25 protein-coding genes are annotated in these 23360 nt (G+C 73.5%); 15 read left to right on the top strand and 10 right to left on the bottom strand.

Annotated elements, in window-relative coordinates:
* The first annotated feature begins 8 nt into the window (after nt 1-8).
* The 6 genes from AB0J86_RS16020 to AB0J86_RS15995 all read left to right on the top strand — a co-directional run bounded on the left by AB0J86_RS16020 (nt 9) and on the right by AB0J86_RS15995 (nt 5013).
* Nucleotides 9-1025 carry an iron ABC transporter permease gene (locus AB0J86_RS16020; protein ID WP_363857740.1) on the top strand — a complete coding sequence of 339 codons (1017 nt, stop codon included), beginning with the start codon at nt 9-11 and terminating at the stop codon, nt 1023-1025.
* Nucleotides 1022-2131, top strand: a complete 1110-nt coding sequence (locus tag AB0J86_RS16015) for an iron ABC transporter permease (RefSeq protein ID WP_363857628.1) — start codon at nt 1022-1024, stop codon at nt 2129-2131. The genes AB0J86_RS16020 and AB0J86_RS16015 overlap by 4 nt, the downstream gene beginning before the upstream one ends.
* Nucleotides 2131-2919, top strand: a complete 789-nt coding sequence (locus AB0J86_RS16010; protein WP_363857626.1) for an ABC transporter ATP-binding protein — start codon at nt 2131-2133, stop codon at nt 2917-2919. The genes AB0J86_RS16015 and AB0J86_RS16010 overlap by 1 nt, the downstream gene beginning before the upstream one ends.
* A gap of 42 nt (nt 2920-2961) precedes the next feature.
* Entirely contained in the window at nt 2962-3906 is a 945-nt protein-coding gene (locus tag AB0J86_RS16005; protein ID WP_363857624.1) for an iron-siderophore ABC transporter substrate-binding protein, read from the top strand.
* Nucleotides 3907-4095: 189 nt separating this feature from the next.
* Entirely contained in the window at nt 4096-4479 is a 384-nt protein-coding gene (locus tag AB0J86_RS16000; RefSeq protein WP_363857622.1) for a hypothetical protein, read from the top strand.
* A 399-nt stretch (nt 4480-4878) separates the two neighbouring features.
* The gene (locus AB0J86_RS15995) at nt 4879-5013 is read left to right on the top strand and encodes a hypothetical protein (RefSeq protein ID WP_363857620.1); all 135 of its coding nucleotides are present in this window, start codon (nt 4879-4881) and stop codon (nt 5011-5013) included.
* Nucleotides 5014-5130: 117 nt separating this feature from the next.
* Here AB0J86_RS15995 and AB0J86_RS15990 read toward each other — a convergent pair whose 3' ends face one another.
* Entirely contained in the window at nt 5131-5793 is a 663-nt protein-coding gene (locus AB0J86_RS15990; RefSeq protein ID WP_363857738.1) for a hypothetical protein, read from the bottom strand.
* A gap of 1207 nt (nt 5794-7000) precedes the next feature.
* On the opposite strand from AB0J86_RS15990, the gene AB0J86_RS15985 reads away from it, so the two are divergent.
* A complete protein-coding gene (locus AB0J86_RS15985) occupies nt 7001-7564 on the top strand; it encodes a helix-turn-helix domain-containing protein (protein ID WP_363857618.1) in 564 nt (187 codons plus the stop codon).
* Nucleotides 7561-8646, top strand: a complete 1086-nt coding sequence (locus tag AB0J86_RS15980) for a glycosyltransferase (RefSeq protein ID WP_363857616.1) — start codon at nt 7561-7563, stop codon at nt 8644-8646. The genes AB0J86_RS15985 and AB0J86_RS15980 overlap by 4 nt, the downstream gene beginning before the upstream one ends.
* A 919-nt stretch (nt 8647-9565) precedes the next feature.
* Here the strand turns inward: AB0J86_RS15980 and AB0J86_RS15975 are convergent.
* Nucleotides 9566-9967 carry a hypothetical protein gene (locus AB0J86_RS15975; RefSeq protein WP_363857614.1) on the bottom strand — a complete coding sequence of 134 codons (402 nt, stop codon included), beginning with the start codon at nt 9965-9967 and terminating at the stop codon, nt 9566-9568.
* Between the two features lie 256 nt (nt 9968-10223).
* Here AB0J86_RS15975 and AB0J86_RS15970 point away from each other — a divergent pair, with 256 nt between their 5' ends.
* The gene (locus AB0J86_RS15970; protein WP_363857612.1) at nt 10224-10649 is read left to right on the top strand and encodes a DUF6223 family protein; all 426 of its coding nucleotides are present in this window, start codon (nt 10224-10226) and stop codon (nt 10647-10649) included.
* A 121-nt stretch (nt 10650-10770) separates the two neighbouring features.
* On the opposite strand, the gene AB0J86_RS15965 is transcribed toward AB0J86_RS15970, so the two are convergent.
* From AB0J86_RS15965 to trmB, 4 genes are all read right to left on the bottom strand, one after another.
* On the bottom strand, nt 10771-11433 hold the full coding sequence (locus tag AB0J86_RS15965) for a response regulator transcription factor (protein ID WP_363857610.1): 663 nt from the start codon (nt 11431-11433) through the stop codon (nt 10771-10773).
* Nucleotides 11430-11774 (bottom strand): ATP-binding protein, encoded by a 345-nt coding sequence (locus tag AB0J86_RS15960; protein WP_363857608.1) that lies wholly within the window; start codon nt 11772-11774, stop codon nt 11430-11432. Before AB0J86_RS15960 ends, AB0J86_RS15965 begins: the two co-directional genes overlap by 4 nt.
* Before the next feature lie 143 nt (nt 11775-11917).
* Nucleotides 11918-14416 carry a DUF3516 domain-containing protein gene (locus tag AB0J86_RS15955; protein ID WP_363857606.1) on the bottom strand — a complete coding sequence of 833 codons (2499 nt, stop codon included), beginning with the start codon at nt 14414-14416 and terminating at the stop codon, nt 11918-11920.
* Between the two features lie 52 nt (nt 14417-14468).
* Entirely contained in the window at nt 14469-15245 is a 777-nt protein-coding gene (gene trmB / locus AB0J86_RS15950; protein WP_363857736.1) for a tRNA (guanosine(46)-N7)-methyltransferase TrmB, read from the bottom strand.
* A 201-nt stretch (nt 15246-15446) separates the two neighbouring features.
* Here trmB and AB0J86_RS15945 point away from each other — a divergent pair, with 201 nt between their 5' ends.
* Genes AB0J86_RS15945 through AB0J86_RS15935 form a run of 3 tightly spaced genes read left to right on the top strand, consistent with a single transcriptional unit; the run spans nt 15447 to nt 17113 of the window.
* Nucleotides 15447-15977: a hypothetical protein gene (locus tag AB0J86_RS15945; protein WP_363857604.1), complete on the top strand. Its 531-nt coding sequence runs from the start codon at nt 15447-15449 to the stop codon at nt 15975-15977.
* A 10-nt stretch (nt 15978-15987) separates the two neighbouring features.
* The gene (locus tag AB0J86_RS15940; RefSeq protein WP_363857602.1) at nt 15988-16683 is read left to right on the top strand and encodes a class F sortase; all 696 of its coding nucleotides are present in this window, start codon (nt 15988-15990) and stop codon (nt 16681-16683) included.
* Nucleotides 16684-16720: 37 nt separating this feature from the next.
* Entirely contained in the window at nt 16721-17113 is a 393-nt protein-coding gene (locus AB0J86_RS15935; RefSeq protein WP_363857600.1) for a VOC family protein, read from the top strand.
* A 48-nt stretch (nt 17114-17161) separates the two neighbouring features.
* Here the strand turns inward: AB0J86_RS15935 and AB0J86_RS15930 are convergent, their stop codons facing one another.
* From AB0J86_RS15930 to add, 4 genes are all read right to left on the bottom strand, one after another.
* On the bottom strand, nt 17162-17482 hold the full coding sequence (locus AB0J86_RS15930) for an antibiotic biosynthesis monooxygenase (RefSeq protein WP_363857598.1): 321 nt from the start codon (nt 17480-17482) through the stop codon (nt 17162-17164).
* A 9-nt stretch (nt 17483-17491) separates the two neighbouring features.
* A complete protein-coding gene (locus AB0J86_RS15925; RefSeq protein WP_363857596.1) occupies nt 17492-18355 on the bottom strand; it encodes an exodeoxyribonuclease III in 864 nt (287 codons plus the stop codon).
* Between the two features lie 103 nt (nt 18356-18458).
* Nucleotides 18459-19379 (bottom strand): PAC2 family protein, encoded by a 921-nt coding sequence (locus AB0J86_RS15920; protein ID WP_363857594.1) that lies wholly within the window; start codon nt 19377-19379, stop codon nt 18459-18461.
* 3 nt (nt 19380-19382) lie between these two features.
* Nucleotides 19383-20435 (bottom strand): adenosine deaminase, encoded by a 1053-nt coding sequence (gene add, locus AB0J86_RS15915; RefSeq protein ID WP_363857592.1) that lies wholly within the window; start codon nt 20433-20435, stop codon nt 19383-19385.
* A gap of 443 nt (nt 20436-20878) precedes the next feature.
* On the opposite strand from add, the gene AB0J86_RS15910 reads away from it, so the two are divergent.
* From AB0J86_RS15910 to AB0J86_RS15900, 3 genes are all read left to right on the top strand, one after another.
* On the top strand, nt 20879-21856 hold the full coding sequence (locus tag AB0J86_RS15910; protein WP_363857590.1) for a peptidase M23: 978 nt from the start codon (nt 20879-20881) through the stop codon (nt 21854-21856).
* Between the two features lie 280 nt (nt 21857-22136).
* The gene (locus AB0J86_RS15905; protein ID WP_363857588.1) at nt 22137-22283 is read left to right on the top strand and encodes a hypothetical protein; all 147 of its coding nucleotides are present in this window, start codon (nt 22137-22139) and stop codon (nt 22281-22283) included.
* Nucleotides 22284-22580: 297 nt separating this feature from the next.
* Entirely contained in the window at nt 22581-23261 is a 681-nt protein-coding gene (locus AB0J86_RS15900; RefSeq protein ID WP_363857734.1) for an EcsC family protein, read from the top strand.
* The last annotated feature ends 99 nt before the right edge of the window (nt 23262-23360 follow it).

Here is a 23360-nt window from a genome sequence, read left to right as displayed (position 1 = left end):
CCGGGCCGGTGCCCCGGACCCGGCGGCGGGGCACGCGCCGCCGGCTGACGATCGTCGCCGCGGCGGCCCTCCTGCTCGGGCTCGCGGTGCTGGCCAGCTTCGCGCTCGGCAGCAAGCCGCTGGCGCCGGGGCAGGTCTGGCACGCCCTCGTCGCGCCGGACGGCGGGGAGGCCAGCATCATCGTGCGCCAGCTGCGGCTACCCCGTACCGTGCTGGGCCTGGCCGTCGGCGCGGCGCTGGCGGTGGCCGGGGTGCTGATGCAGGCGCTCACCCGCAACCCGCTCGCCGACCCGCGCATCCTCGGCGTCAGCGCGGGCGCGTCGCTCGGCGTGGTGCTCGCCATCGCCGTCCTCGGCGTCGGCACGCTCGCCGGCTACGTCTGGTTCGGCATCGCCGGCGCGCTCCTGGCCGGCCTGCTGGTCTTCGGCATCGCCAACCGCACCCGCGACGGCGCCAGCCCGGTCACCCTCGCGCTGGTCGGCGCGGCCCTCGACGCGAGCATCGGCGCGGTCGTCGCCGGCCTGCTCACCGCCGACGCGCGCACCTTCGAGGAGTACCGCTTCTGGGTGGTCGGCGGGCTGGCCGGTCGGGACACCGGCGTCGCCGCCCAGGTCCTCCCGTTCGTCGTCGCCGGCCTGCTGCTGGCCGCGATCGCCGCCCGGGGCCTGGACGCGCTCGCCCTCGGCGACGACGTGGCGCGCGGCCTCGGGCACCGGGTCGGGCTGGTCCGCCTCGCCGGCGGCGCCGCGGCCGTGCTGCTCACCGGCGCCGGCGTCGCGGCGGCCGGCCCCATCGCCTTCGTCGGGCTCGCCGTGCCGCACCTGGCCCGGGCCCTGGTCGGCGCCGACCACCGGTGGACGCTCGCGGTGTCCGCGCTGCTCGGACCGGCGCTGCTGCTCGTCGCCGACATCGTCGGCCGGTTGATCGCGCCGCCGGGCGAGGTGCAGGCCGGCATCGTCACCGCCCTCATCGGGGCGCCGCTGCTGGTCGTACTGGTCCGCCGGGCCCGGGTGGTGACCGCGTGAGCGCCCCGAGGACCCGGCCGCGCCCGGGCGGCCCCACCACGGCCCCGCGACCGCCGGTCACGGCGGCGCACCCCGGCCGGCCCGCCGGGCGTACGCTGCTGCGCCTCGGCGGCGCCAGCCTGCTGGTCCGGCGCCGGCCGCTGCTGGTGGCGCTGGTACTGACGGTGGTGCTCGCCGCCGCCCTGCTGGCCAGCCTCTCGCTCGGCACCCCGTACGTCTCCGCGGTCGACGTGCTGCGCTCGCTCTCCGGCGCCGGCACCCCGTACGACCTGGTGGTGCTGGAGCTGCGACTGCCCCGCGCCGTCCTCGCGGCGGTGGCCGGCGCGGCCTTCGGCATCGCCGGCACGCTGGTGCAGAGCGTCGCCCGCAACCCGCTGGCGAGCCCCGACATCATCGGCGTCACCCAGGGCGCCGGTCTGGCCGCCACCGTCGCCCTGACCTCGGGTGCGGCCGCCGCGCTCGTCGCGCCGGCCGCGCTCGCCGGCGGCCTGATCGCCGCCGCGCTGGTGCTGGCCGTCGGCTCGCGGCACGGGCTGGCCGCGCAGCGCTTCGTGCTGGCCGGCGTCGCGGTGGCGATGGCGCTGCGCGCGCTGACCGAGGTGGTGATGCTGCAGGCCGACGCGATCGACGGGCAGCGGGCGCAGATCTGGCTGGTCGGAACGTTCGCCGGCCGGGGCTGGAGCGAGACCGCCTACGTGGCCGGGACCCTGGTGGTGCTGCTGCCGATGCTGCTCTGGGCCGGCTGGGCGCTCAACAGCAGCGCGCTCGACGACGACACGGCCCGCGGGGTCGGCCTGCGGCCGGTGGCGCGCCGGGTGGGCTTCGCCGCCACCGGCGTGCTGGCCGCCGCCATGGTCACCGCGCAGGTCGGCGCGGTGGACTTCGTGGCCCTGGTGGCGCCGCAGGTGGCCCGGCGCCTGGTCCGGGCCGAGCGGCCGCCGCTGCTCTGCGCCGCGCTCACCGGCGCGGTGCTGGTGGTCCTCGCCGACCTCGCCGGCCGGCGGCTCTTCGCCCCCACCCAACTGCCCGCGGGCGTGCTCACCGCCGCCATCGGCGGGCCCTACCTCATCTTCCTGCTCGTACGGGGTCGGCGGAAGGACTCCTGATGCTCTCCACCCGGGAACTCGTCACCGGCTACGACGGCCGTACGGTCATCGACGGGCTCGACCTCGACCTGCCCGCCGACGCGTTCACGGTCATCGTCGGCCCGAACGCCTGCGGCAAGTCGACGCTGCTGCGCACCATGGCCCGGCTGCTCACCCCGACCGGGGGCAGCGTGCTGCTCGACGGCAGCGCCATCCGGGACCTGCCCACCCGCGAGGTCGCCCGCCGGCTGGCCGTACTGCCGCAGAGCCCGCTGGTACCGGAGGGGATCACCGTCGCCGACCTGGTCGGCCGGGGCCGGCAGCCGTACCAGCGCTGGTGGCGGCAGTGGTCGGCGGCCGACGGCGCGGCGGTACGCGAGGCGATGGCGCTGGCCGACGTGGCGGAGCTGGCCGAGCGGCCGGTGGACACCCTCTCGGGCGGCCAGCGGCAGCGGGTCTGGATCGCGATGACCCTCGCCCAGGACACCCCGGCGCTGCTGCTCGACGAGCCCACCACCTTCCTGGACCTGGCCCACCAGGTGGAGATCCTGGATCTGCTGCACCGGCTGCGTACCGAGCGGGGCCGCACCGTCGTGGCGGTGCTGCACGATCTCAACCAGGCCGCCCGCTACGCCGACCACCTGGTCGCCATGCGCGACGGGCGGGTGGTCGCGGCCGGCCCGCCCCGCGAGATCCTCACCGCCGAACTGGTCCGTACGGTCTTCGGGCTCGACTGCGTGGTGGTGCCGTGCCCGGTCAGCGGCGCACCCCTGGTCGTGCCGGCGCTGACGGTCTCCCGGCCCGCCTGAGCCGCACCCTCGTTCCACTCACCTCCTCCTGAAAGGATCACCATGCGCCGTATCGCCGCCATAGCCGCCGCGGTCGTCGCCGTTGGTGCCGGGCTGACCGGATGCGCCAAGAGCGATCCCGTTGCCGGCACCGGTACGGCGGAGACCCGTACGATCACCCACGCCATGGGCACCACCGAGGTGCCGGCCGAGCCCAAGCGGGTGGTGGTGCTCGACACCGACAAGATCGACACCGCGATCACGCTGGGCGTGGTACCGGTCGGCGCCGCCCAGGCCAGCGAGACCGAGGGCCTGCCGAAATACCTCGGCGAGCAGGCCGCCGGCATCAAGAGCGTGGGGACGCTCAGCGAGCCCGACCTGGAGGCGATCACGGCGCTCAAGCCGGACCTGATCCTCGGCAGCAAGTTCCGGCAGGAGAAGTTCTACGACGAGCTGTCGAAGATCGCCCCGACCGTCTTCACCGAGAAGGTCGGCATCACCTGGAAGGAGAACTTCCTGCTCGACGGCACCGCCCTCGGCAAGGAGCAGCAGGCGCGCGACCTGCTCGCCGCGTACGAGAAGCGGGCCAAGGAGGTCGGCACCAAGATCGGCGACCCGGGCACGAAGAAGATCTCCATCGTCCGCTTCCGACCCGGCGAGATCCGGGTGTACGGGCCGCAGTCCTTCTCGGGCATCGTGCTCGGCGACGTCGGGCTCGGCCGCCCGACCCGGCAGCAGCTCGCCGACAAGCAGGACAGGCGCTTCGACAAGGTCAGCCCCGAACGGATCGCCGAGGTCGACGGCGACGTCATCTTCGTCTCCGCGTTCGGCCAGAAGGCGGCCGACGAGCAGGCCAAGGTGACCGCCGGTGGTCTCTGGCAGAACCTCGGCGCGGTCAAGGCCGGGAAGACCTACCCGGTGGCCGACGAGATCTGGATGACTGGAATCGGCGTCACCGCCGCCAACAAGATCCTCGACGACCTCCAGAAGTACCTCGTCACCGCCTGACCCACCGGGGGCGGGGTGCCCGGGCGCGACGACGCGCAGCGCCCGCAAGGTCGCGCTACTTCCCTGATGCAGTGCCCTCGCCAGCTCAGGAGGGGCCTGTTTCCGGGCAGTAGCGCGACCTTTTGCGTTGCGAACGGAGTTATCCACAGGGGTCCGCGCGACGCCCCGTATTCGGTCACGCTGGGGCGCATGCCTGTCACCGCACGGCGTCCACGGCAACTGCGTGGACAGATCTTCCGTGGTTCCCATGCCGTCGCCGCCGGTCTGCTCACCCGGAACGAGCTGCGCAGCTCAGCCTGGCGACCGCTGTTCCGCGATGGTTACGCCGATGCCGACCTGACCGTCTCGCATCGCGCCCGATGCCTGGCCGCCGCTCGGTGGCTGATGCCGCCCGGCGCCGCCATCGCCGGTCGCGCCGCCGCTGGCCGCTACGGAGCGGTGGAGCTGGGTGAAGGCGACCCGCTCGACGTGGTGGTGCCCTCGGACGTCCGGTTCGGGCCGGTGAACGGGCTGCGGGTGCACCGGGCCCGGCTGGTCGCCGGGGATGTTCGTGATCGGGACGGGTTTCCTTGACCACGCCGGAACGGACCTGCTGGGATCTGCCGCGCTCGCTCGATCTCGTGGAGGCGGTGGTGCTTCTGGACCGGCTCCTCGCGGCCCGGGTGGTGACCGTACCGCGACTGCGGGACTACGCGCTGGCCCGCGCCGGTGACCGAGGATGGCGCCGCCTCCTGCGCGCGGCCGACCTCGCCGACGCGGGCGCCGAATCGCCGCCGGAGAGGCGGGTACGGGTGCGGCTGATGCTCGCCGGGCTGCCTCGGCCCCAGACGCAGTACGCCGTCGCGGATGGTGGGCGTTTCGTCGCCCGGCTCGACCTGGCCTGGCCCGAGGCGAAGGTCGCCGTGGAGTACGACGGGGCTCTGGCACAACGCCACGATCCAGTTCCATCGAGACCGGCGACGTCTCAACCGGATGCTCGGACACGGGTGGGTCGTCCTGCACGTCACCGCACAGCGGCTGAACGAGGACTTCGAGGGTTTTCTGGCCGAGCTGCGCGCCGCCCTGCGCGCCGGGCGAGCACGACACCTGACCGGTGGCGGCCAGTAACGGTGGCGGGGCGGGTGGGGTCGCGCGTCCACGGGGCGGCCCGCGCCACCACCGGAGGCGACGACCGAGGCTGCGTCGCGTCCGGCGGCGGCGCGGAGGCCGCGGGCGATGTTGTCGTCAGGCGGCGGTGGACCAGATGGCGGTGAAGGCGGCGGCCTCGCCGGCCAGCCACCGCTCGACCTGCTCGGCGCGTACGTTCGGGTCGCGCCGGTAGGAGTGGCCGCGTCGCACGTCGACCAGTACCGGCTCGGCGTGCGGGAGCACCTGGTCCATGTGCCGCGCCATCAGGTGCAGCGTGGCCAGTACCGCCTCGTCGCTGGGCGGCTGCTCGTCGAAGTGCAGGCGTACGGCCTCGGCGTGCCCGTCGTCGTGGCGCAGCCCGAACTGCGGATTGATCTTCAGGGGAAGGCCGCCGAGCAGGGCGAGCGCGTCCCGGGTCGGTACGAGTTCTACGGTCGAGGGGTCGCCGAGCGAGCGGAGGTAGGTCAGCGCGCCGGGGACGAGCGACTCGTAGAGCGGACGCCAGCGGGGCTTGACGACGTTGGCGACCTCGCTCAGGTGACGCCCGTCGGTGTGGAAGGCGATGTCGGCCTTGAGCGCCTTCACGAGCTGCCCGTGGGGATTGAAGCCGGAGCGGCTGGCGCGCTGCTTGCGCAGGCCGCCGACGAAGGTCGCCTTGGCCGGTCCGGTCCGGTCGACGTAGCGGGTGAAACCGAGCAGGGTCGCGTACGGCAGGGGAGCGGCGGTCGGGGCGGCAGGGGCGGGAGTGGCGGGCGCAATCACGGCAATCCTCCCAGTTCAGAAGCCGTTTTAGTACATACATTCTAATCGACTTTGGCCGCTGCGCCCACTGAATCTGGGCGTTCTACGATGTCGCGTCCGCGCGAACCCTGCGAGTGTCCGGGAAGGTCTGCGGGTGATCTTGCGAGCCGTCCGGAACGGGTTGCGAGTCACCCGTACGCGCCGAGTTGGCGCCGGAGAACGGCGTTGGAGAGCAGGGTGCCGTGGTATGAGCGTCGGTTCTCCGACGGGCTCCAGGGTCGTGGTGCCGGTGGCCGGGAACGGGCGCGGATGCCGGCCGGGCGGTTGAACTGCCTGAGCGTCCGGCTGGCGGACGAGGAGATGCCGGAAGTGTCTGCGGCGGTCCGCCGGGTGGGTTTGACTCCGGCCGGGTGCGCGGGGGAGGTAGCGGTCGCGGCGGCCCGGGAGGATGCCGGGGGTAGCGCCGTCGGAGCCACGCGGGCCGAGCTGGCACGGGTGCGGCGGGAGGTGTTCACCGTTCGGGCTGCGCTGGTCAGCGCGGCGCGGTCGATCGCAGGCGGCTCCGAGGGGTCGCTGCGGGAGACGGTCGAACGCCCCGACGGGGTCGGGGCCGGTGGTCGGGTGTCGGTGCGGTGGGTAGCGGTACGCCACGCCGATGACTTCCCCAGCAGGGCACCTGACGATCTACAACGCGCTCGACGAGAACGGCTTCCTCTTCGGCGCACCAGCCCGGCACTGGCGTGAGCACGTCCTCTGAGTGGCGAGAAGGCCGAGTCGGAGGACCTACCTTCGCGGCGCATGGTCGCCTCGGGTCAGGATTTTCGCAAGATGGGCCCGGACGCTTCGGCACGATGTCGTCCGGACCTACCTTGCGAGTTGCTGGTCAGCGCCCCTTGCGAGTTGCCGGTCAGCGCCTCGGTCGTCCGCAACCTTCCGGCGGACCCGACACCCGCTGTCCGGTCCAACCGAAGGTGGCCAGTCCGCGGGAAGTTGGCCAGTCCGCGGGAAGTTGGCCAACGGCGTGGCCATGTCCGGGCCACGTCCGGCTGAAGGGCGGCGATCAGGAATCGGATGATCGATGTCGAAAGATGCTGACTTGAGGCGTTGAGTGCGATCTCCAAGCGGCTGACGTGGGAGCTGGACGGCTTCGGGCTCCGGTAGTCGACGCAGATGGTGTGCGGTACCGGCTGCTGCTGGGGGCAGATTCGTGTTAACGTCCGCTAACATGAAACTGTCACGCGTATACACTCAGACAGCGCGCGCCGAGTCCATGGCCGCTACCCGACAGCGCATCGTCGAAGCGACGGTGGCAGCTTTCGGCGAGCTACCCGAGGTGACCCTCGCCGACGTCGCGGCCCGCGCGGAGGTAAGCGTGCAGACGGTGCTGCGCCACTTCGGTAACCGTGACAAGCTCATTGCGGAGGCGACCTCGACGCTCGTCGAGGAGCGGGCTACACCGGCCGGCGACCCGGCACGTGCCATCCGGGTGCTCTACGACCAATACGAACGGCGCGGCGACGCCAACGTCCGGCTACTCGGCAAGGAGGATGCCGACCCGCACGTCAAACGCCTGATGGACCGTGGCCGAGCCGTGCATCGTGACTGGGTCACACAGGTGTTCGCGCCAGCCCTCGACGCCCGCCCTCCAGCCGCCCGTGACGCGCTACTCGACCTGCTGATCGTCGCCACTGATGTCTACACCTGGAAGCTGCTGCGCCGCGACCGCGGGCTCAGCCGGCGCCTGGCGGCTTCCCGCGTAAAACTACTCGTCGACCGAGTCTTGCAATGAGCGACATCCTGGTCGTCACGTGGGACGGTGGCGGCGCCGCAGCAGCGGCCGTGGGCATAGCGACCGAGCTACAGTCCCGCGGCCACCGCGTGCGGGTTCTCGGTCACGCCCAGATGCGCTCGCCGATCGAGTCCAATGGCTTTGTTTTCCACACGTACCAACAGGCCCGCGTTTGGCAACCGGGGGCCCGGCTGACCACCCGCCGAACCGAACTGACCTACCTGGCCACGTGCGTCGACCGGGGCGCCGGCCGTGACGTCGCCGCCCTTCTGCGCGAGCACCCGTGTGACGTGGCTGTCGTGGACTGCATGCTGGTCGGCGCGCTCGCGGCGGTCCGGCGGTCCGGCGTGCGGCACGTGGCGTTGGTGCACACTTTCTACGAGTACATTCGGCAGGAGTTCGGCACCGGAGTGACCAACGCGATCGCCACCCTGAAGGGCCTACGTCCCCGTCGCCTCTGGGACGGCGCCGACCGGGCGCTGGTCACCACCGTGCCGTCGCTCGAGCCCACGTCGCCGCTGCCGACCAACGCGCGCGTGGTCGGCCCGGTCGTGCCACCCGCCGTCCCGGCCTGCTCCTCGGGCAAGGTGCTGGTGAGCCTGAGTTCGCTGTATTACCCAGGCCAGGTCGACACCCTACAGTCCGTCGTGGACGCGGTCGCCGACCTGGCGCTGCCGGTCATCCTCACCACGGGCAACGCCGTACGGCCCGAAGAGATCCGGAAACCGCCCACTGTGGAAATTCATGGGTACGTCTCGCATGCCAAGGTGATGCCGGACGTGTCCCTCGTTGTCGGCCATGGCGGCCACGGCACAACGATGCAGGCCCTCGCGCACGATCTACCGATGGTGATCCTGCCGATGTTCGACCGCAGCGACCAGCCACTGGTCGGCTCGCTGATCCAGGGCGTCGGCGCCGCCGAGGTGGTGTCGCGGCAGGCCGCTCCAGCCACCATCCGCGCCGCCGTCGACCGCATGCTCGCCCCCGGCCCGCACCGCGCCGCAGCCGCTCGTCTCGGTGCCGAGATCCGCTCCTCTCCCGGCGCTCCCACCGCCGCCGACGAGATCGAGGCCCTGCTGTGACATGGAGCGGTGTGCACCAACATGTCCAGCCGCGCCATGGGACGCTCCATGGCCGTCGGTGGACCCCCGGTGGTGAGCACCACCTCCCGAACCCTGACCACCGCCACCGAACAGCTGTTGACCGACCGGTTGCGGGTGCCCAGCCCGGGACCGTTGGCACCGACGGTGGCACCCGTGCGGGTTGTGCAGGAGCGACGTGCCGAAAACGTGGGCGCACCCCCCGAGCCAGCGGGAGTACCCTTCGGCCCAGGGCGCTCTGGAATACTGGGCCAATGTGATACCTCGATGGCTGATCGCCGTACCTGCCTTGCTTGTAGTGACCGCGATGTGCGGATGTGCCGGAGGTGACGAGGGCTCGTCTGCCGGCGACGCCACCGCGACGCCGAGCACGATTGCAACGCCGGCAACGGCCGCCGCCACGACCGCCGTCGCACCGAGCGGATCTTCGTCGTCGACCTCCACGGACGCTGCTGGCCAGCAGATGTGTGACTCGTTGAAGGGGATCGAGGCTGCCGGTGGGGCGACTCCAGCGGACCTGGCCGCCGCGGGTGAGGTCGGCGCGGAGTCATCCAACCCCGACATCAGTGGGCCGGCGCGTCTGCTGGCCGCGTACGCGGCGGCGGCCGTAGCGGGGAATCGGGCGGGCGACCTGCGCGGAATGGTTCAGGACCTGCTGGCGGCGTGCCGAGAGAACGGCTACACCCAGCTAGCGCCCAAGGCTGGCCCTTGGACAGCACTGCCTCCCGGGAACCCACCGAGGCTTCAAACACCGAGATCCCCGAATCCGCCAGCGGATCCTGGACAACTCAGCAGCCGAGCGTCTGAAGCTACCTGGTGGAGACGACCTCAACGCCCACCCGGCTCGTCGGCATCCCTCGCAGGGTGAGGACGTCCTTGCTTCCCCGTCCGGATGGTGCCGTCACTTCAGCTCCTGGTGGCGGGTGCGCTTGATGACCACGGTGATCCACACGGCCGAGACCGCCCAGCCGGTGACCAGGGTGACCGCCCACATGACTGGTGGGTCGGGGTCGAAGACGTCGTTGGTGAACCAACCCGACAGGAAGAAGCCGGCGGCGAAGATCCACGGTGTGAACAGCAGCAGGGTAAGGCGGGCGCTGCGCGGTTGTCCGGCTGGCCTTGCCTTCGGCGGGTCGATCTGCTCTGCACCGCCGTCCCCGTCCGCCACGGGCTGCGCCGACGCGCCGGCGGTGGCGGACGGCCGCGGCCTGGCGCGGTCACGGAGGGTCATCAGCAGCGCAACGACCGACGCGATCCCGCCGACGATGCCCACGACGACGTTCGCCACATTGAGCACATCCACGAACCCCTTGTACACATGGGCTCGCTGGTCCGCTAGAGACACCGGGCGGCAATAGCGTCACGGCCGGCGGATTCCGGTACTGGCGGGGACGGACGAGGCCGTGTTCCGGGCGGGGGAGACAACCGTGGCGGTAGGACGCTCCGGGCGCACACAACCCGGGTGGTAGGCCCATCGGCGACTCCGGCACGACGACGTGTCACCGCGCCGCTACATACGCTGCCGCCTGTACCCGTCATGCGAGCGAAGGGGATCCTCGATGTCCGTCCGTCACCTGCTCACCGCCGCCGCGACCGCCCCGCTCGGCGGGATCGGACTCGCCTCGCCGGCCGCCGACCACGGATCGTTCCACTCGGCCGCGAGCGTCTACACCATGAGCCCCGGGCGGATCGGGGCAGCCCTGGCCGCCGTGGTGGCGTTGGTCGGCGTGGTCGTCGGTTGGTTCGCCCGGACCCGCGCCGCCGGCCGTACGGGCACCGGCTCCGGGCGACGCGAGGCCGTCGTCGCCCTGCTGCTGGGGTTGATCGGAGCGGCCGTCGGCGCGGTGGTCGTGGTCATCTCCGACGGTGGTCTCGGCACCGGCAACGGGCGAGGCGGGGGCATCGTGGCGATCCTGGTGGGGTTGGTCGCCATGGCCGTCGCCGGGCTGGCGCTGGCCCGCTCCCGCCGCCCGGCCGGCCGCTGACCCGCCAGCCCGCTCCCGCCGCCCGGCCGACCGCTGACCCGGCGGCACACCGGCCCGCCAACGCGGGCAACGACGTACGGCCGCCGGCCGGTTCGACCGGCGGCCCGCGCCTGGGCCGGGGTCAGGGGCGGGTGAGCCAGCCGGGGATCGTCAGGCCGGACTCGTACGCGAGGATCACCAACTGGGCCCGGTCCCGGACCTGGGCCTTGGTCATGATCCGGCTGACGTGTGTCTTCGCGGTGGCCGGGCTCAGCACCAGCCGGGCCGCGATCTCGTCGTTGGACAGGCCGGCGGCGACCAGCGCCATCACCTCGCGCTCCCGCTCCGTGAGCCCGCGCAGCCGCGGTCGCGGGTCGGGGTGCGACGCCCGGGCGGCGAATTCGGCGATCAACCTGCGGGTGATCGACGGCGCGATCAGCGCGTCACCGCGCGCCACCACCCGCACCCCGTGGATCAGCTCCGCCGGCTCGGTGTCCTTGACCAGGAAGCCGCTCGCGCCGGCCCGCAGCGCCCCGTAGACGTAGTCGTCCAGGTCGAACGTGGTCAGGATGATCACGCGGACGTCGGAGCTCGCGGTGATCTCCCGGGTGGCGGCCAGGCCGTCCAGCCCGGGCATCCGGATGTCCATGAGGACGACGTCCGGCCGCGACTGCCGGGCGAACCGGACCGCCTCGGCGCCGTCGGCGGCCTCGCCGACCACCTCGAAGCCGTCCTCGCCCTCCAGGATGGAGCGGAAGCCGGCGCGTACCAGGGTCTGGTCGTCGGCGACCAGGACCCGGATCATGTCGGCGCTCCCGCCGGCGCCGGTCCGGGGCGCAACGGCAGGCGCGCGGCGACACGGAAGCCGCCGTCCGGGCGTGGACCCGTGGCCAGGGAACCGCCCAGCGCCCGGGCCCGCTCGCCCATGCCGAGAATCCCGTTGCCGGGCGTACCCGGTCCGCCGGTGCCGTCGTCCTCGACCTCCACCAGCACGTCGTCGCGGTCGGGCCGGACCCGGACCACCGCGGCGGTCGCGGCCGCGTGCCGGGCCACGTTGGTCAGCGCCTCCTGGACGATCCGGTACGCCGCCAGGTCGACCTCCGGCGGCAGCGGCCGGGTCTCGGCGAGCTCGACGCGGATCTCCAATCCGGCTCGCCCGGCCGCCGTGACCAGGTCGCCGAGGCGGTCCAGGCCGGGCGCGGGCGCGTTCGGCGCCTCGCCCTCCTGCCGCAGTACCTCCAGCGCCGCGCGGACCCGCTTCCGTGCGGCCCCGGGCGACCGGCCACCGCCTAGAGTTGGCCGACCTCGGTCACCCGGAGCACCGCCGCGCCGACCTCGTCGGAGGCGGCCAGGTCCACCTCCGCGCTGATTCCCCAGTCGTGGTCGCCGTCGGGATCGTCGAAAATCTGGCGTACCGTCCAGCGGTCCCGCTGCTGGTCGACCATCAGCAGCGCCGGCCCGCGCGCCTGCGGGCCGGTACCGATCTCGTCGTACGCCTCGAAGTACGGCTCCAGCGCGTCCGCCCACGCGTCGGCGTCCCACCCGGACTCGGCGTCCAGCGCGCCCAGTTCGTCGTAGCGGCGTAGCGCGGCCAGCTCCACGCGGCGGAAGAGCGCGTTGCGGACCAGCACCTTGAAGGCGCGGAGGTTCCCGGTGACCGCGGGCGGCCGCTCGTCGAGCACGGCCTCGACCGTCGCGCCGGGGTTGCGCAGCCGCTCCCACTCGTCGATGAGGCTGGAGTCCACCTGCCGGACCATCTCGCCCAGCCACTCGATGAGGTCGACCAGTTCCTCGGTCTTCGCGTCCTCGGGGACGGTGTGCCGCAGCGCCTTGTACGCGTCGGCGAGGTAGCGCAGCACGAGCCCCTCCGACCGGGAGAGGCCGTAGAAGGAGATGTACTCGACGAAGGTCATGGCCCGCTCGTACATGTCGCGGACCACCGACTTCGGGGCGAGTTCGTGGTCGGCGACCCAGGGGTGGCCCCGGCGGTACATCTCGTAGGCGGCCTCCAGCAGCTCGGCGAGCGGCTTCGGGTGGGTCACCTCGTCGAGCAGTTCCAGCCGGGCCTCGTACTCGATGCCGTCGGCCTTCATCTGCGCGACCGCCTCGCCGCGGGCCTTGAACTGCTGGGCCGAGAGCACCTGGCGTGGGTTGTCCAGGGTCGCCTCGATCACCGACAGCACGTCGAGCGGGTACGTCGGCGACTCGGCGTCCAGCAGCTCGATCGCGGCCAGGGCGAACGGCGACAGCGGCTGGTTGAGGGCGAAGTCGAACTGCAGGTCCACGGTGAGGCGTACCCGCCGGCCGGCCTCGTCCGGCTCGGCCAGCTGCTCGACCACCCCGCCGGCGAGCAGCGCCCGGTAGATCGCGATGGCGCGCCGGATGTGCCTGCGCTGCGCCGGCCGGTCCTCGTGGTTGTCGGTGAGCAGGTGCCGCATGGCGCCGAACGCGTCCCCGGGCCGGCTGATCACGTTGAGCAGCATGGAGTGGCTGACCTGGAAGCTGGAGGTGAGCGGCTCCGGCTCGGCCTCGACGAGGCGGTCGAAGGTCGGCCTGCCCCAGCCGATCGATCCCTCCGGCGGCTTCTTGCGCACCACCTTGCGCCGCTTCTTCGGGTCGTCGCCCGCCTTGGCCAGCGCCTTCTCGTTCTCGATCACGTGCTCGGGCGCCTGCACCACCACCCGCCCGATGGTGTCGAAGCCGGCGCGACCGGCCCGGCCGGCGATCTGGTGGAACTCGCGGGCCTTGAGCAGCCGGGTCTTCACCCCGTCGTACTTCGACAGCGCGGTGAAGAGCACCGTGCGGATCGGTACGTTGATGCCGACCCCGAGGGTGTCCGTACCGCAGATGACCTTGAGTAGCCCGGCCTGGGCGAGGGTCTCCACCAGCCGGCGGTACCGGGGCAGCATCCCGGCATGGTGTACGCCGATGCCGTGCCGGACCAGCCGCGAGAGCGTACGCCCGAAGCCGGCGGTGAAGCGGAAGTTCCCGATGGCCTGGGCGATGGCGTCCTTCTCGGCCCGGCTGCAGACGTTGATGCTCATCAGCGCCTGGGCCCGTTCCAGGGCGGCGGCCTGGGTGAAGTGCACGACGTAGACCGGTGCCTGGTGCGTGCTGAGCAGCTCCTCCAGGGTCTCGTGCAACGGCGTGGTGACGTACGAGAACATCAGCGGTACCGGCCGCTCGGCGTTGCGGACGTTCGCGGTCGGGCGCCCGGTACGCCGGGTGAGGTCGTCGACGAACCGGGTGACGTCCCCCAGGGTGGCCGACATCAGCACGAACTGCGCCTGGGGCAGCTCGATCAGCGGCACCTGCCAGGCCCAGCCCCGGTCTGGCTCGGCGTAGAAGTGGAACTCGTCCATGATCACCATGCCGACGTCGGCCTGGTCGCCGTCGCGCAGGGCGATGTTCGCCAGGATCTCGGCGGTGCAGCAGATGATCGGCGCGTCCTCGTTGACGCTCGCGTCGCCGGTGAGCATGCCGACGTTCTCGGCGCCGAATATGTCGCAGAGCGCGAAGAACTTCTCGGAGACCAGCGCCTTGATCGGCGCGGTGTAGAAGCTCACCCGGTCGTCGGCGAGGGCGGCGAAGTGGGCACCCGTCGCCACCAGGCTCTTGCCGGATCCGGTCGGGGTGCTGAGGATGACGTTGGCGCCCGACACGATCTCGATCAGCGCCTCTTCCTGGTGCGGATAGAGGGTGAGCCCCTGATCCTTGGCCCAGCCGGCGAACGCGTCGAAGAGGGAATCGGGGTCGGCGCTGCCCGGCAGCTGATCGGTAAGGGTCATGGCGCGTCAATGGTGCCTTGATCACGCCGCGAGCGCCAGTCGGCCCGGGCGGTCAGCCGGGATCGGCGGGGAGCGCCGCGCGGCGGAAGATCAAATCGAAGATCTGGTGCCCGCTGGCGAGCCCGCGCCGCTCGAACTTGGTGACCGGTCGGTGCGCGGGCCGGGGCGCGTACCCGTCGAAGGCGTTGACCAGCTCGGGATCCGCGGCGAGCGTCTCGGCCATCGCGGCCGCGTACTCGGCCCAGTCCGTGGCGCAGTGCAGCGTCCCGCCCGCCACCAGCCGGGACCGGAGCAGCGCGACGTGCGCGGGCTGGATCAGCCGCCGCTTGTGGTGGCGCGCCTTCGGCCACGGGTCGGGGAAGAAGACGTGTACCGCGTCGAGGCTCCCGGCCGGCAGGAGCCGGACCAGGTCGATCGCGTCGCCCTGGGCGACCCGGACGTTGGTCAGGCCGCGCCGCTCGGCGAGGGCGAGCAGGTTGGCGATTCCGGGGGTGTGCACCTCTACCGCGAGATAGTCTCGGCCCGGGTCGGCGGCCGCCATCGCGGCGGTGGTCTCACCCATGCCGGAGCCGATCTCCAGGACCACGGGCGCCCGGCGGCCGAAGAGGCCGGGCAGATCCACCCCGGTCGCGGCGGACGCGTCCGACGTCGCCGGATCCGGGACGGCCGTCGTCGCGCCCGCGCGGGTGCGCGGCGCGCCCGGAGCCCCGGTACCCGGAACCCGCGGCTCGGTGCCCGGCACGAGGAGTCCCCAGCGCGGCCAGAGCCGCTCCAGCGCGTCGTGGTGCCGCCCGCTCAACCGACCCCGGCGCGGATGGAAGGTACGAATCTGAGCAACCCGCCGCGGCGTCGGCGCCCCGGCCCGATGCTGGAAGGCAGGGGTTTCCGCCGGCTGGATGGAGGTCACAGGGAGATGAGCCTACGCGACGGCCGGTACCGGTCAGGTGTGAGCTACCACGCGGGATAGCACGATCGTCGGCACGGCGGGCCGGTCCTTCCGGCGCCGGCCGGCGTACGGGGAGGAGGCATGGTGTCCGGAGCGAGCCGAGGCGCGGCGCTGCTCGCCGCCGTCCTGGCACCCCTCGCCGTGCTGTTGGGCGCCGCGCCGGCCGCGGCGGCCGACACGTTCGTGCGGCTCGACCCGGACACCGTGCAGGCCGGATACCGGGTCGAGATCAAGGCGAGCTGCCGGGTCAACACCCAGGCGGCAACGGTCGAGTCGGCCGCCTTCGGCGGGGTCACCGTGTACCCGCAGGCCGGCTTCCTGGTCGGGTCCGCGACCGTGCCGCACACCACCCGGGCCGACACGTACCGGGTCCGGCTGAGCTGTCCGGACGGCAGGTCCGCCACGACCCGGCTGGTGGTGGTGGCGGGCGACATGCCCTGGCGCGGCCCGGCGACCGGGTTCGGCGGCGGCGGGGGCGTCGACCCGGGGAAGCTGATCCTCGCGGGCGGCGTCGGCACCACCGCGCTCGGTGTCGCGCTCGGGATCGTCACGCTGCGGCGTCGGCGCGGCGCGCCGACCGTCCGACCGCCGTCGCCCGGTGGCGCGGGCCGCTGACCTCCACGCCATGCCCGCGCCGTCCGTTCCGCGTTATCCGACGGTTCGGGGCCGTCGGACGGCGGCGGGCGGCCACGGTACGGCGCGCGGCGGCCGGCGCCGCTGGAGCGGCCCGCTCGCCGTGGTGCTGGTCCTCGTCGGGGTCTTCGCCACCGGCGCCGGCCTGGGCCGGTCCCGGGACTGGTCGCTGGAGTTGCTCGGCTCCGGCAGCCGCCCCCCGCCGCGGGACTTTCCGGTGCTGGAGCCGAGCCGCCCGGTCCGCGTGGAGATCCCCTCGATCCGGGTGAAGGCGCCGGTGCAGCGGGTCGGGCTCGCCGACGACGGCTCCATCGCCGTACCGCCGCTGGCCCGGCACAACGAGGCGGGCTGGTACGAGCGCGGCCCCACCCCCGGGCAGTTCGGTCCGGCGATCATCGTCGGGCACGCCGACACCCGTACCGGGCCGTCGGTCTTCCACGACCTGGTCCGGCTGCGCGCCGGTGCGAAGATCCAGGTGGCCCGGGCGGACCGGTCGGTGGCGATCTTCGAGGTCAACTCGGTGGAGCACTTCGACAAGGCGAAGCTCCCGACCGAGCGGGTCTACGGCGACTACCAGCGGCCCGGGCTGCGGCTGATCACCTGCGGCGGTGAGTGGGTCGGCGGGAGCATCGGTTACGCCGACAACGTGGTCGTCTTCGCCTCGCTGGTCAAGGCCCGTAAAACCTGAGCGGCACCACCGGGCGCGGGACGCGTACGCTCCGGCGGTGCATCTTGATCTCGTAACCGTCGTCGTGGCCGAGTACGACCCGGCGATCGAGTTCTTCACCCGCGTGCTCGGCTTCGAGCTGACCGAGGACAGGCCCTCGACGACGACCGACGGGCGCCCGAAGCGGTGGGTGGTCGTACGGCCGCCGGGTGCCCGTACCGGGATCCTGCTCGCCCGGGCCGACGGCGAGCGGCAGGCCGCCGCCGTCGGCGACCAGGTGGCCGGCCGGGTGGGCTTCTTCCTCCGGGTCGACGACTTCGAGGCCACCCACCGGCGGCTGACCGAGGCCGGGGTCACCTTCGTCCGGCCGGCGCGGACCGAGCCGTACGGCCGGGTCGCCGTCTTCCTCGACATCGCCGGCAACCGCTGGGACCTGCTCGGCCCGGCCTGAACCCGCACCGTCCCGGCGCCCGGGCCCGTGCCGGCCCGGCCGGGGCCGTCAGCCGTTGCCCACCTGCTGGACCACCTCGAACTCCAGCAGGCTGGCGCCGGTGGAGACCGGTCTCGGCGCCTCACCACCGCCGTGCGGCCGGGCGTGCGCCTCGCGGGCCGGCCCGCTCGCCCAGGCCTGGTACGCCTCTTCGCTCTCCCACCGGGTGTAGACGAAGTAGCGGGTCTCGCCGGCCACCGGGCGCAGCAGCTCGAAGCCGAGGAATCCGGGGGAGCCCTCGACCGCGCGTTGCCGGGCGGCGAACCGGCGCTCCAGCTCCTCGCCGGCGCCCGGCGGTACCTCGATCGCGTTGATCTTCACGACTGCCATGGCTCCAGCCTATGGCTCGACCCCGCCGGACGGCTCGGCACCGCGCGGCGGCGCGGCATCCCCGGACGGCGCGGCGCCGAACTCCGCCGGCCCGGTGCCGAAGTCCGCGTCGACGACGATCGGGGCGTGGTCGGAGGGACCCTTGCCCTTGCGGGCCTCGCGGTCCACGTACGCGGAGCGCACCGTCGCGCCGAACGACTCGGTGGCGTAGACCAGGTCGATCCGCATGCCCTTGTTCTGGTGGAACATGCCGGCCCGGTAGTCCCAGTACGTGTACGGGTGCGGCCCCTTCATCGGGGTGGGCACCACGTCCCGCAGGCCCAGCTCGCGCAGCCGCGCCAGCGCCTGCCGCTCCGGCGGGGTGACGTGCGTCGAGTGGACGAAGAGGGCCGGGTCCCAGACGTCGGCGTCGGTCGGGGCGACGTTGAAGTCACCGCAGACCGCCAGCGGCGTACCGGAGCGCAGGTCGTCGGCGAGCGCCTCGCGCAGCGCCGCCAGCCAGGCGAGCTTGTACTCGTAGTGCGGCGAGTCCGGGGTACGCCCGTTCGGTACGTAGATCGACCAGACCCGCAGCCCGTCGCAGGTGGCGGAGATGGCGCGGGCCTCCGGGTCCGGGAAGCCCGGCTCGCCCGCGAACCCCACCCGTACGTCGTCGAGGCCCACCCGGGAGAGAACGGCGACCCCGTTCCAGCGGCCGTCGCTGTGGCTGGCGGCCCGGTAGCCCAGCTCGCCGACCTCGGCCACCGGGAACGAGCCGTCCGGGCACTTGGTCTCCTGCAGGCAGACCACGTCCGGCCGGGTCTCGTCGAGCCAGGCCAGCAGTCGGGGCAGCCGGGCCTTCACGGAGTTCACGTTCCAGGTCACCAAGCGCATGGGCCCAGCCTGCCGCATCCGCGCCGGACCCGCCCACCGTGCCGCGCACCCCGGCCCCGCGGGTACGGACGGGCCCCCTGGACAAGGGGCCCGTCCGCGCAGCTCAGCGGGTGGGCGGATCGCCCGGCTTGCCCTGCTCGGCGAGGAAGCGCTCCAGCTCGGCGCCGAGTTCGTCGGCGGTGGGCAGCGGCCCGCTCGGGTTGATCAGCAGGTTGTTCTCGCCGCGACCGCGGGCGAACGCGTCGTACTGCTCCTCCAGCGCCTGAACCAGCGCCACCGCCTCGTCGGTCTGGGCCACCTGCCGGTCGATGTCGGTGCGTACGGCCTCCGCGGCCTCGCGCAGCGCCTCGGTCGGCAGCAGCAGGCCGGTGGCGCGGGAGACCGACGTGAGCAGCAGCTCGGCCGCGGCCGGGTACTCGGTCTGGGCGACGTAGTGCGGCACGTGCACGGCGAACCCGAGCGCGTCGCGCCCCCGCTCGCCGAGGCGGTATTCGAGCAGGTGGCCGGCGCTGCCCGGCACCTGTACCCGCTGGAGCCAGGGCTCGTAGCCGCCGATCAGGTCGCGGCGGGTGGCGTGCGCGGTGATGCCGGTGGGGCGGGTGTGCGGTACGGCCATCGGGATCGCGTTGAACCCGGCGGTGAGCCGTACGCCGAGCCGCTCCACGAGCGCGATGACCGCCTCGGTGAACCGTTCCCACTGCAGGTCCGGCTCGGGGCCGGTGAGCAGCAGGAAGGGGGTCTCGTCGTCGTCCCGGAGCAGGTGCAGCTGGAGCTTGGGCTCCTCGTACCGCTCCCAGTGGTCCTCGACGAAGAGCATGGTGGGTCGGCGGGACCGGTAGTCCAGCAGCTGGTCGATGTCGAAGGTGGCGACGGGGCGCCCCTCCAGCGTGGAGAGCAGGTGCTCGCGGGCGAGTCGGGTGGCGTTACCGGCGTCGACGAAGCCGGTCAGCGCCTGGATCAGCACCGGCTGACCCAGTTCGGGCAGATCGTCGGCGAGCTGGTAGAGCTCGTGCGGGTCGAGCACCGGTCAGGACCTCCTCAGCGGGGTGGGCCGAGGCCCGTCCACGGCGGACGCGACCTCGGTCAAGGCAACGCGTCCGCCATCTTCCTGCATTCCGCCCAGCCACCTTTCGACACCCGCCAGCATCGCGCGCCGTACCGCCGCCGGGGCGGCGCTGGCCTCGATCGAGTACCGGGCCAGTTCGGCCAGCTCGGGATCGGAACAGCCCAGCTCCGACCGCGCGGTCGCGTACTGGTCGGCCAGCCCGTGCTGGAACAGCAGCGGGTCGTCCGGGCCGAGCGCGACCCGTACCCCGGCGTCGAGCAGCGGGCGCAGCGGGGTAGCGGCCAGGTCGGCGGTCACTCCGAGCGGCGGATATGAGCTGGGACACACCTCCAGCGTGACCCCGCGCTCGGCCAGCAGGGCGAGCACGGCCGGGTCGCCGACGGCGGAGAGGCCGTGGCCGATCCGCTGCGCGCCGAGCAGCCGTACGCAGTCGCGGACGTGCCAGGCGGCCTCGTAGAAGCCGGCGTGCGGGGTCACGAGCAGGCCGGCGTCGGCGGCGACGCGGGCGGCCGGTACGAAGTCGGCGACCCGGCCGAGCCGTTCGTCGTTGGAGATGCCGAAGCCGACCACCCCGGCGCCGGCGTGCCGGGCCGCGAGGCGGGCCACCCGGGTGGCGTGCTCGGGGGCGGCGGCCCAACTGGTGGCGAGGACGATGCCGGCGGCCCGACCGGCCGCGCCGGCCAGCACCGCCTCCACCACCGGTTCCAGGCCGCCGAGCCGCTCGGCGTACGAGGTCGGGTCGACCTGCAACTCCAGCCAGCCGCCGCCGTCCGCCGCGCTGTCCTCGGCGGCCTCGGCCACCGCCCGGGTGAGGTCCGCCGGGGTACGCAGCACCGCGCGGGCGGTGTCGTAGCGCTCCTGGAAGGCGGCCCAGCCGTGCACCGCGCCCGCGCGCAGGGGCGACGGCCGCGCCAGCCCGTACCGGTCGGCCAGCTCGACGAGCGTGGCGGGCCGCAGCGACCCGGTGAGATGCAGGTGCAGGTTCGCCTTGGGCAGCGGCCGGAGGTCCCGCATCGGCATCACCTCGATGGTCAGCCCGGAGAGCGCGGCCCAGGCGGTCGGAGACGAACGGCTCGACGAGGGCGAGGAAGCGTTCGGGCGCCGAGGAGAACACTACGTGGCCGCCGTCGAACGCCTCAAGGAGAGCGTGCGCCCCGCGGGGAACGTCCCAAGACGCGCGTGTGCCCCGCCCGGCCCACCCCGGAGTGGCCGCGGGTGGGGGGTCCGCCTGGTACGAACGGGGGAGGGGCGCCGCAGGTGCCGACTCGACCTGATGATTCGAAGGTAAATGCCAGCCTGGTCCCGAAAAAGTGTGATACCCGGGATGCCGGAGTTGCGCGGGTTGACCCTCGGCGGCCGCCGGTGCGGTCGGCTGACCGGTTGGTCGGCCCGCAATTGTGGCAAGGGCCACGTTACCGGCCGGTGAACTCGGGGTTTGACCTGCCTAGCCTCGTCGGATGCGTGACGACGACTCACTTGACGACAAGTACGGCGCCGCCGCTTCCACCGGCCGAACGGAGGATGCCCCCTCGTCCGTACCGACGGGGGGTCGACCGGGCCGGGCCGCCCGGCTGCGCGACCGGCTCCGTACCGTGGCCGCCCGCTCCGGCGACCGGATCGAGGACCTCGAAGACGCCACCCGCCGGCGGCTCGTCGCCCTGGCCGGCACGCCGGCCGGCAGCCGGACCCGCAAGCTCTTCGGCCGGCGCGACGTCCGGCTGACCCTGGCCACGGGCGCGGTCTGCTGCCTCGGCTTCGCCGCCTTCGCCCAGGCCGGGTCCGCGCCGGAGGGGCAGGTGGCCAAGGCCGAGCCCGCCGCCGCCCAGTCGGAACTGGCCCGGCGGGACCAGGCGGCCCGCGCCGCGACCCGGGCGCAGCGGGCCGAGCCGGACGCCCCGCCGGCGACCCGGGCCACCACCGACCCCGACGTGGCCGACTCCGCCACCCCCGCCGCCCCGGCCGAGGAGGCCGCCCCGAAGCGCGTCGACCCCGGACCGGTGGCCGGCCTCACGGGCGTACAGATGGACAACGCCAAGGCGATCGTGCGGACCGGGCGGGACATGCACATGCCCCGCCGCGCGCTGATCATCGCGGTGGCCACCGCGATGCAGGAGAGCAACCTCTACAACCTGGCCAGCGGCGTGCTGCCGGAGTCGATGGACTACCCGCACCAGGGCGTCGGCTGGGACCACGACTCGGTCGGGCTGTTCCAGCAGCGCAGCAGCAGCGGCTGGGGGCCGGTGGGCAAGCTCATGGACCCCGCGTACGCCACCGCCCAGTTCCTCAACGCGCTGGCCCAGATCCCCGGGTGGCAGCAGATGCCGCTGACCGACGCGGCCCAGGCCGTACAGGTCTCGGCGTTCGGGTGGCTCTACGCCCAGCACGAGTGGGCCGCCACGCAGGTCGTCGACGCCATCGTGCCGGGCTGGCAGTGACGCGCCCGGTCCCCGGGGAACCCACCCGATCCCGGGGACCGAACGCGGCGCGGGCGCGTGCCGGGCGCGCGTCGGGGAGCCGGTGACGCCGACTCCCCGACGCGGGTCGAGGATCGTTTCCCGCCGCGCCGGGCCCGGTACCGTCCCCGCCCGGCCGGCGGGGCGAGGTGATCTCCGGGGTGGACTCTTTTCGCCATGATGGGAGTCGGTCGCCACGCCCGGCGTGTGGCACCGGGTCGACGCGGGTAGATACCGGGACGACCCAGACAGGAGGACCGACATGCCAACGCTCGTGCAGCGGATCCGCACCTTCCTCGGCTCGCCCCGGGGACAGATGATGATCGAACGGGGCCGGCGGGAACTGGCCAAGCCCGAGACCCAGCAGCGGCTGCGCCGGGTCCTGGCCCGGTTCTCCGGTCGGCGCTGACCGGCCGACCGGCCACCGTCCGCCGTTTCCGATCCCCCTGGAGCAGACGTGACCGAGCAGACCTCGACCGGCGGTACCGACGACGTTCCGGCGGCGCCCAACGGCCGCGATCCGCAGCACCGCGCGTCGCAGGGCCCGGCGTCGCAGAGCCGCGCCGAGCGGGGCGCCGCCCCGGAAGGCCCCGCCGAGCCGGGGCGCGTCCCGGAGAGCCGCGCGCCGGAGGCGGTGGAACCGGCGCCGGCCGGCGGGTCGGGGGACCGGTCACCGGCCGCCGCCGATCCCGCTCCGGCGGGGGCGATCCCGGACGAGGCCGCGGCCCCGCCGCCCGGCCTCTGGGACCGGATGCGCGACGATCCGCAGTACGCCCCGGAGCACCTGGCCCTGGAGGCGGTCCGGCGGCTGGGTCCGGAGGCGCGCGACTGGGCCGAGCGGAACCGGGCGCAGCGACCCGACCTCCACCCCGAGGAACTCGCCCGGCTCGCGGCGGGACGGTTCCTCGCCCACGCCCGCCTCTCGGGCGCCGTCTCCGGCGCGGCCGGGCTGCCCGGCGCCATCCTCGACGTCGGCGTGCTGGCGTGGACCCAGGCTCGGATGGTGCTGCACATCGCCGCCGCGTACGGCGCCGATCCGGTGCACCCCGACCGGGCCACGGACCTGCTGGTCCTCCAGCGGGTGCACAAGGTCGCCGAGACCGCCCGGCTGGCCCTCGGGGTCGCGGCCGGCCGGGAGCGCGCCGCCGCCCTGTTCCAGCGCTCGAACACCCCGCTGCGGCAGGCGCTGCTGCGGTTGAGCGTCAAGCTCGCGCAGATGGCCGGGATCCGGGCGGCGAAGCGGGTCGCCGCGAAGATTATCCCGGGGGCCGCGATCATCCTCGGCACGTGGGCGAACTCCTCGGCAACCCGGGACCTGGCCCGGCGGGCGGAGGCGCTGTACCGGCCCAGGGCGATCGAGGCGGGCCGCCCACCCCGGCAGCGGTGACTGGCCGTGCGACCTCCCGAGCGCCGGTCGTGACCGGCAACCCGTGACCGGGCGCTCGACCGTGCGCGGCCTTCCGAGCGCGACCGGCCCCCCGGGCAC

Source organism: Micromonospora sp. NPDC049559, assembly GCF_040676675.1.
Classification (GTDB): Bacteria; Actinomycetota; Actinomycetes; order Mycobacteriales; family Micromonosporaceae; genus JBFAPK01.
Note: the sequence above shows the minus strand (reverse complement) of the source record. Positions and strands in the feature narration are given on the sequence as shown.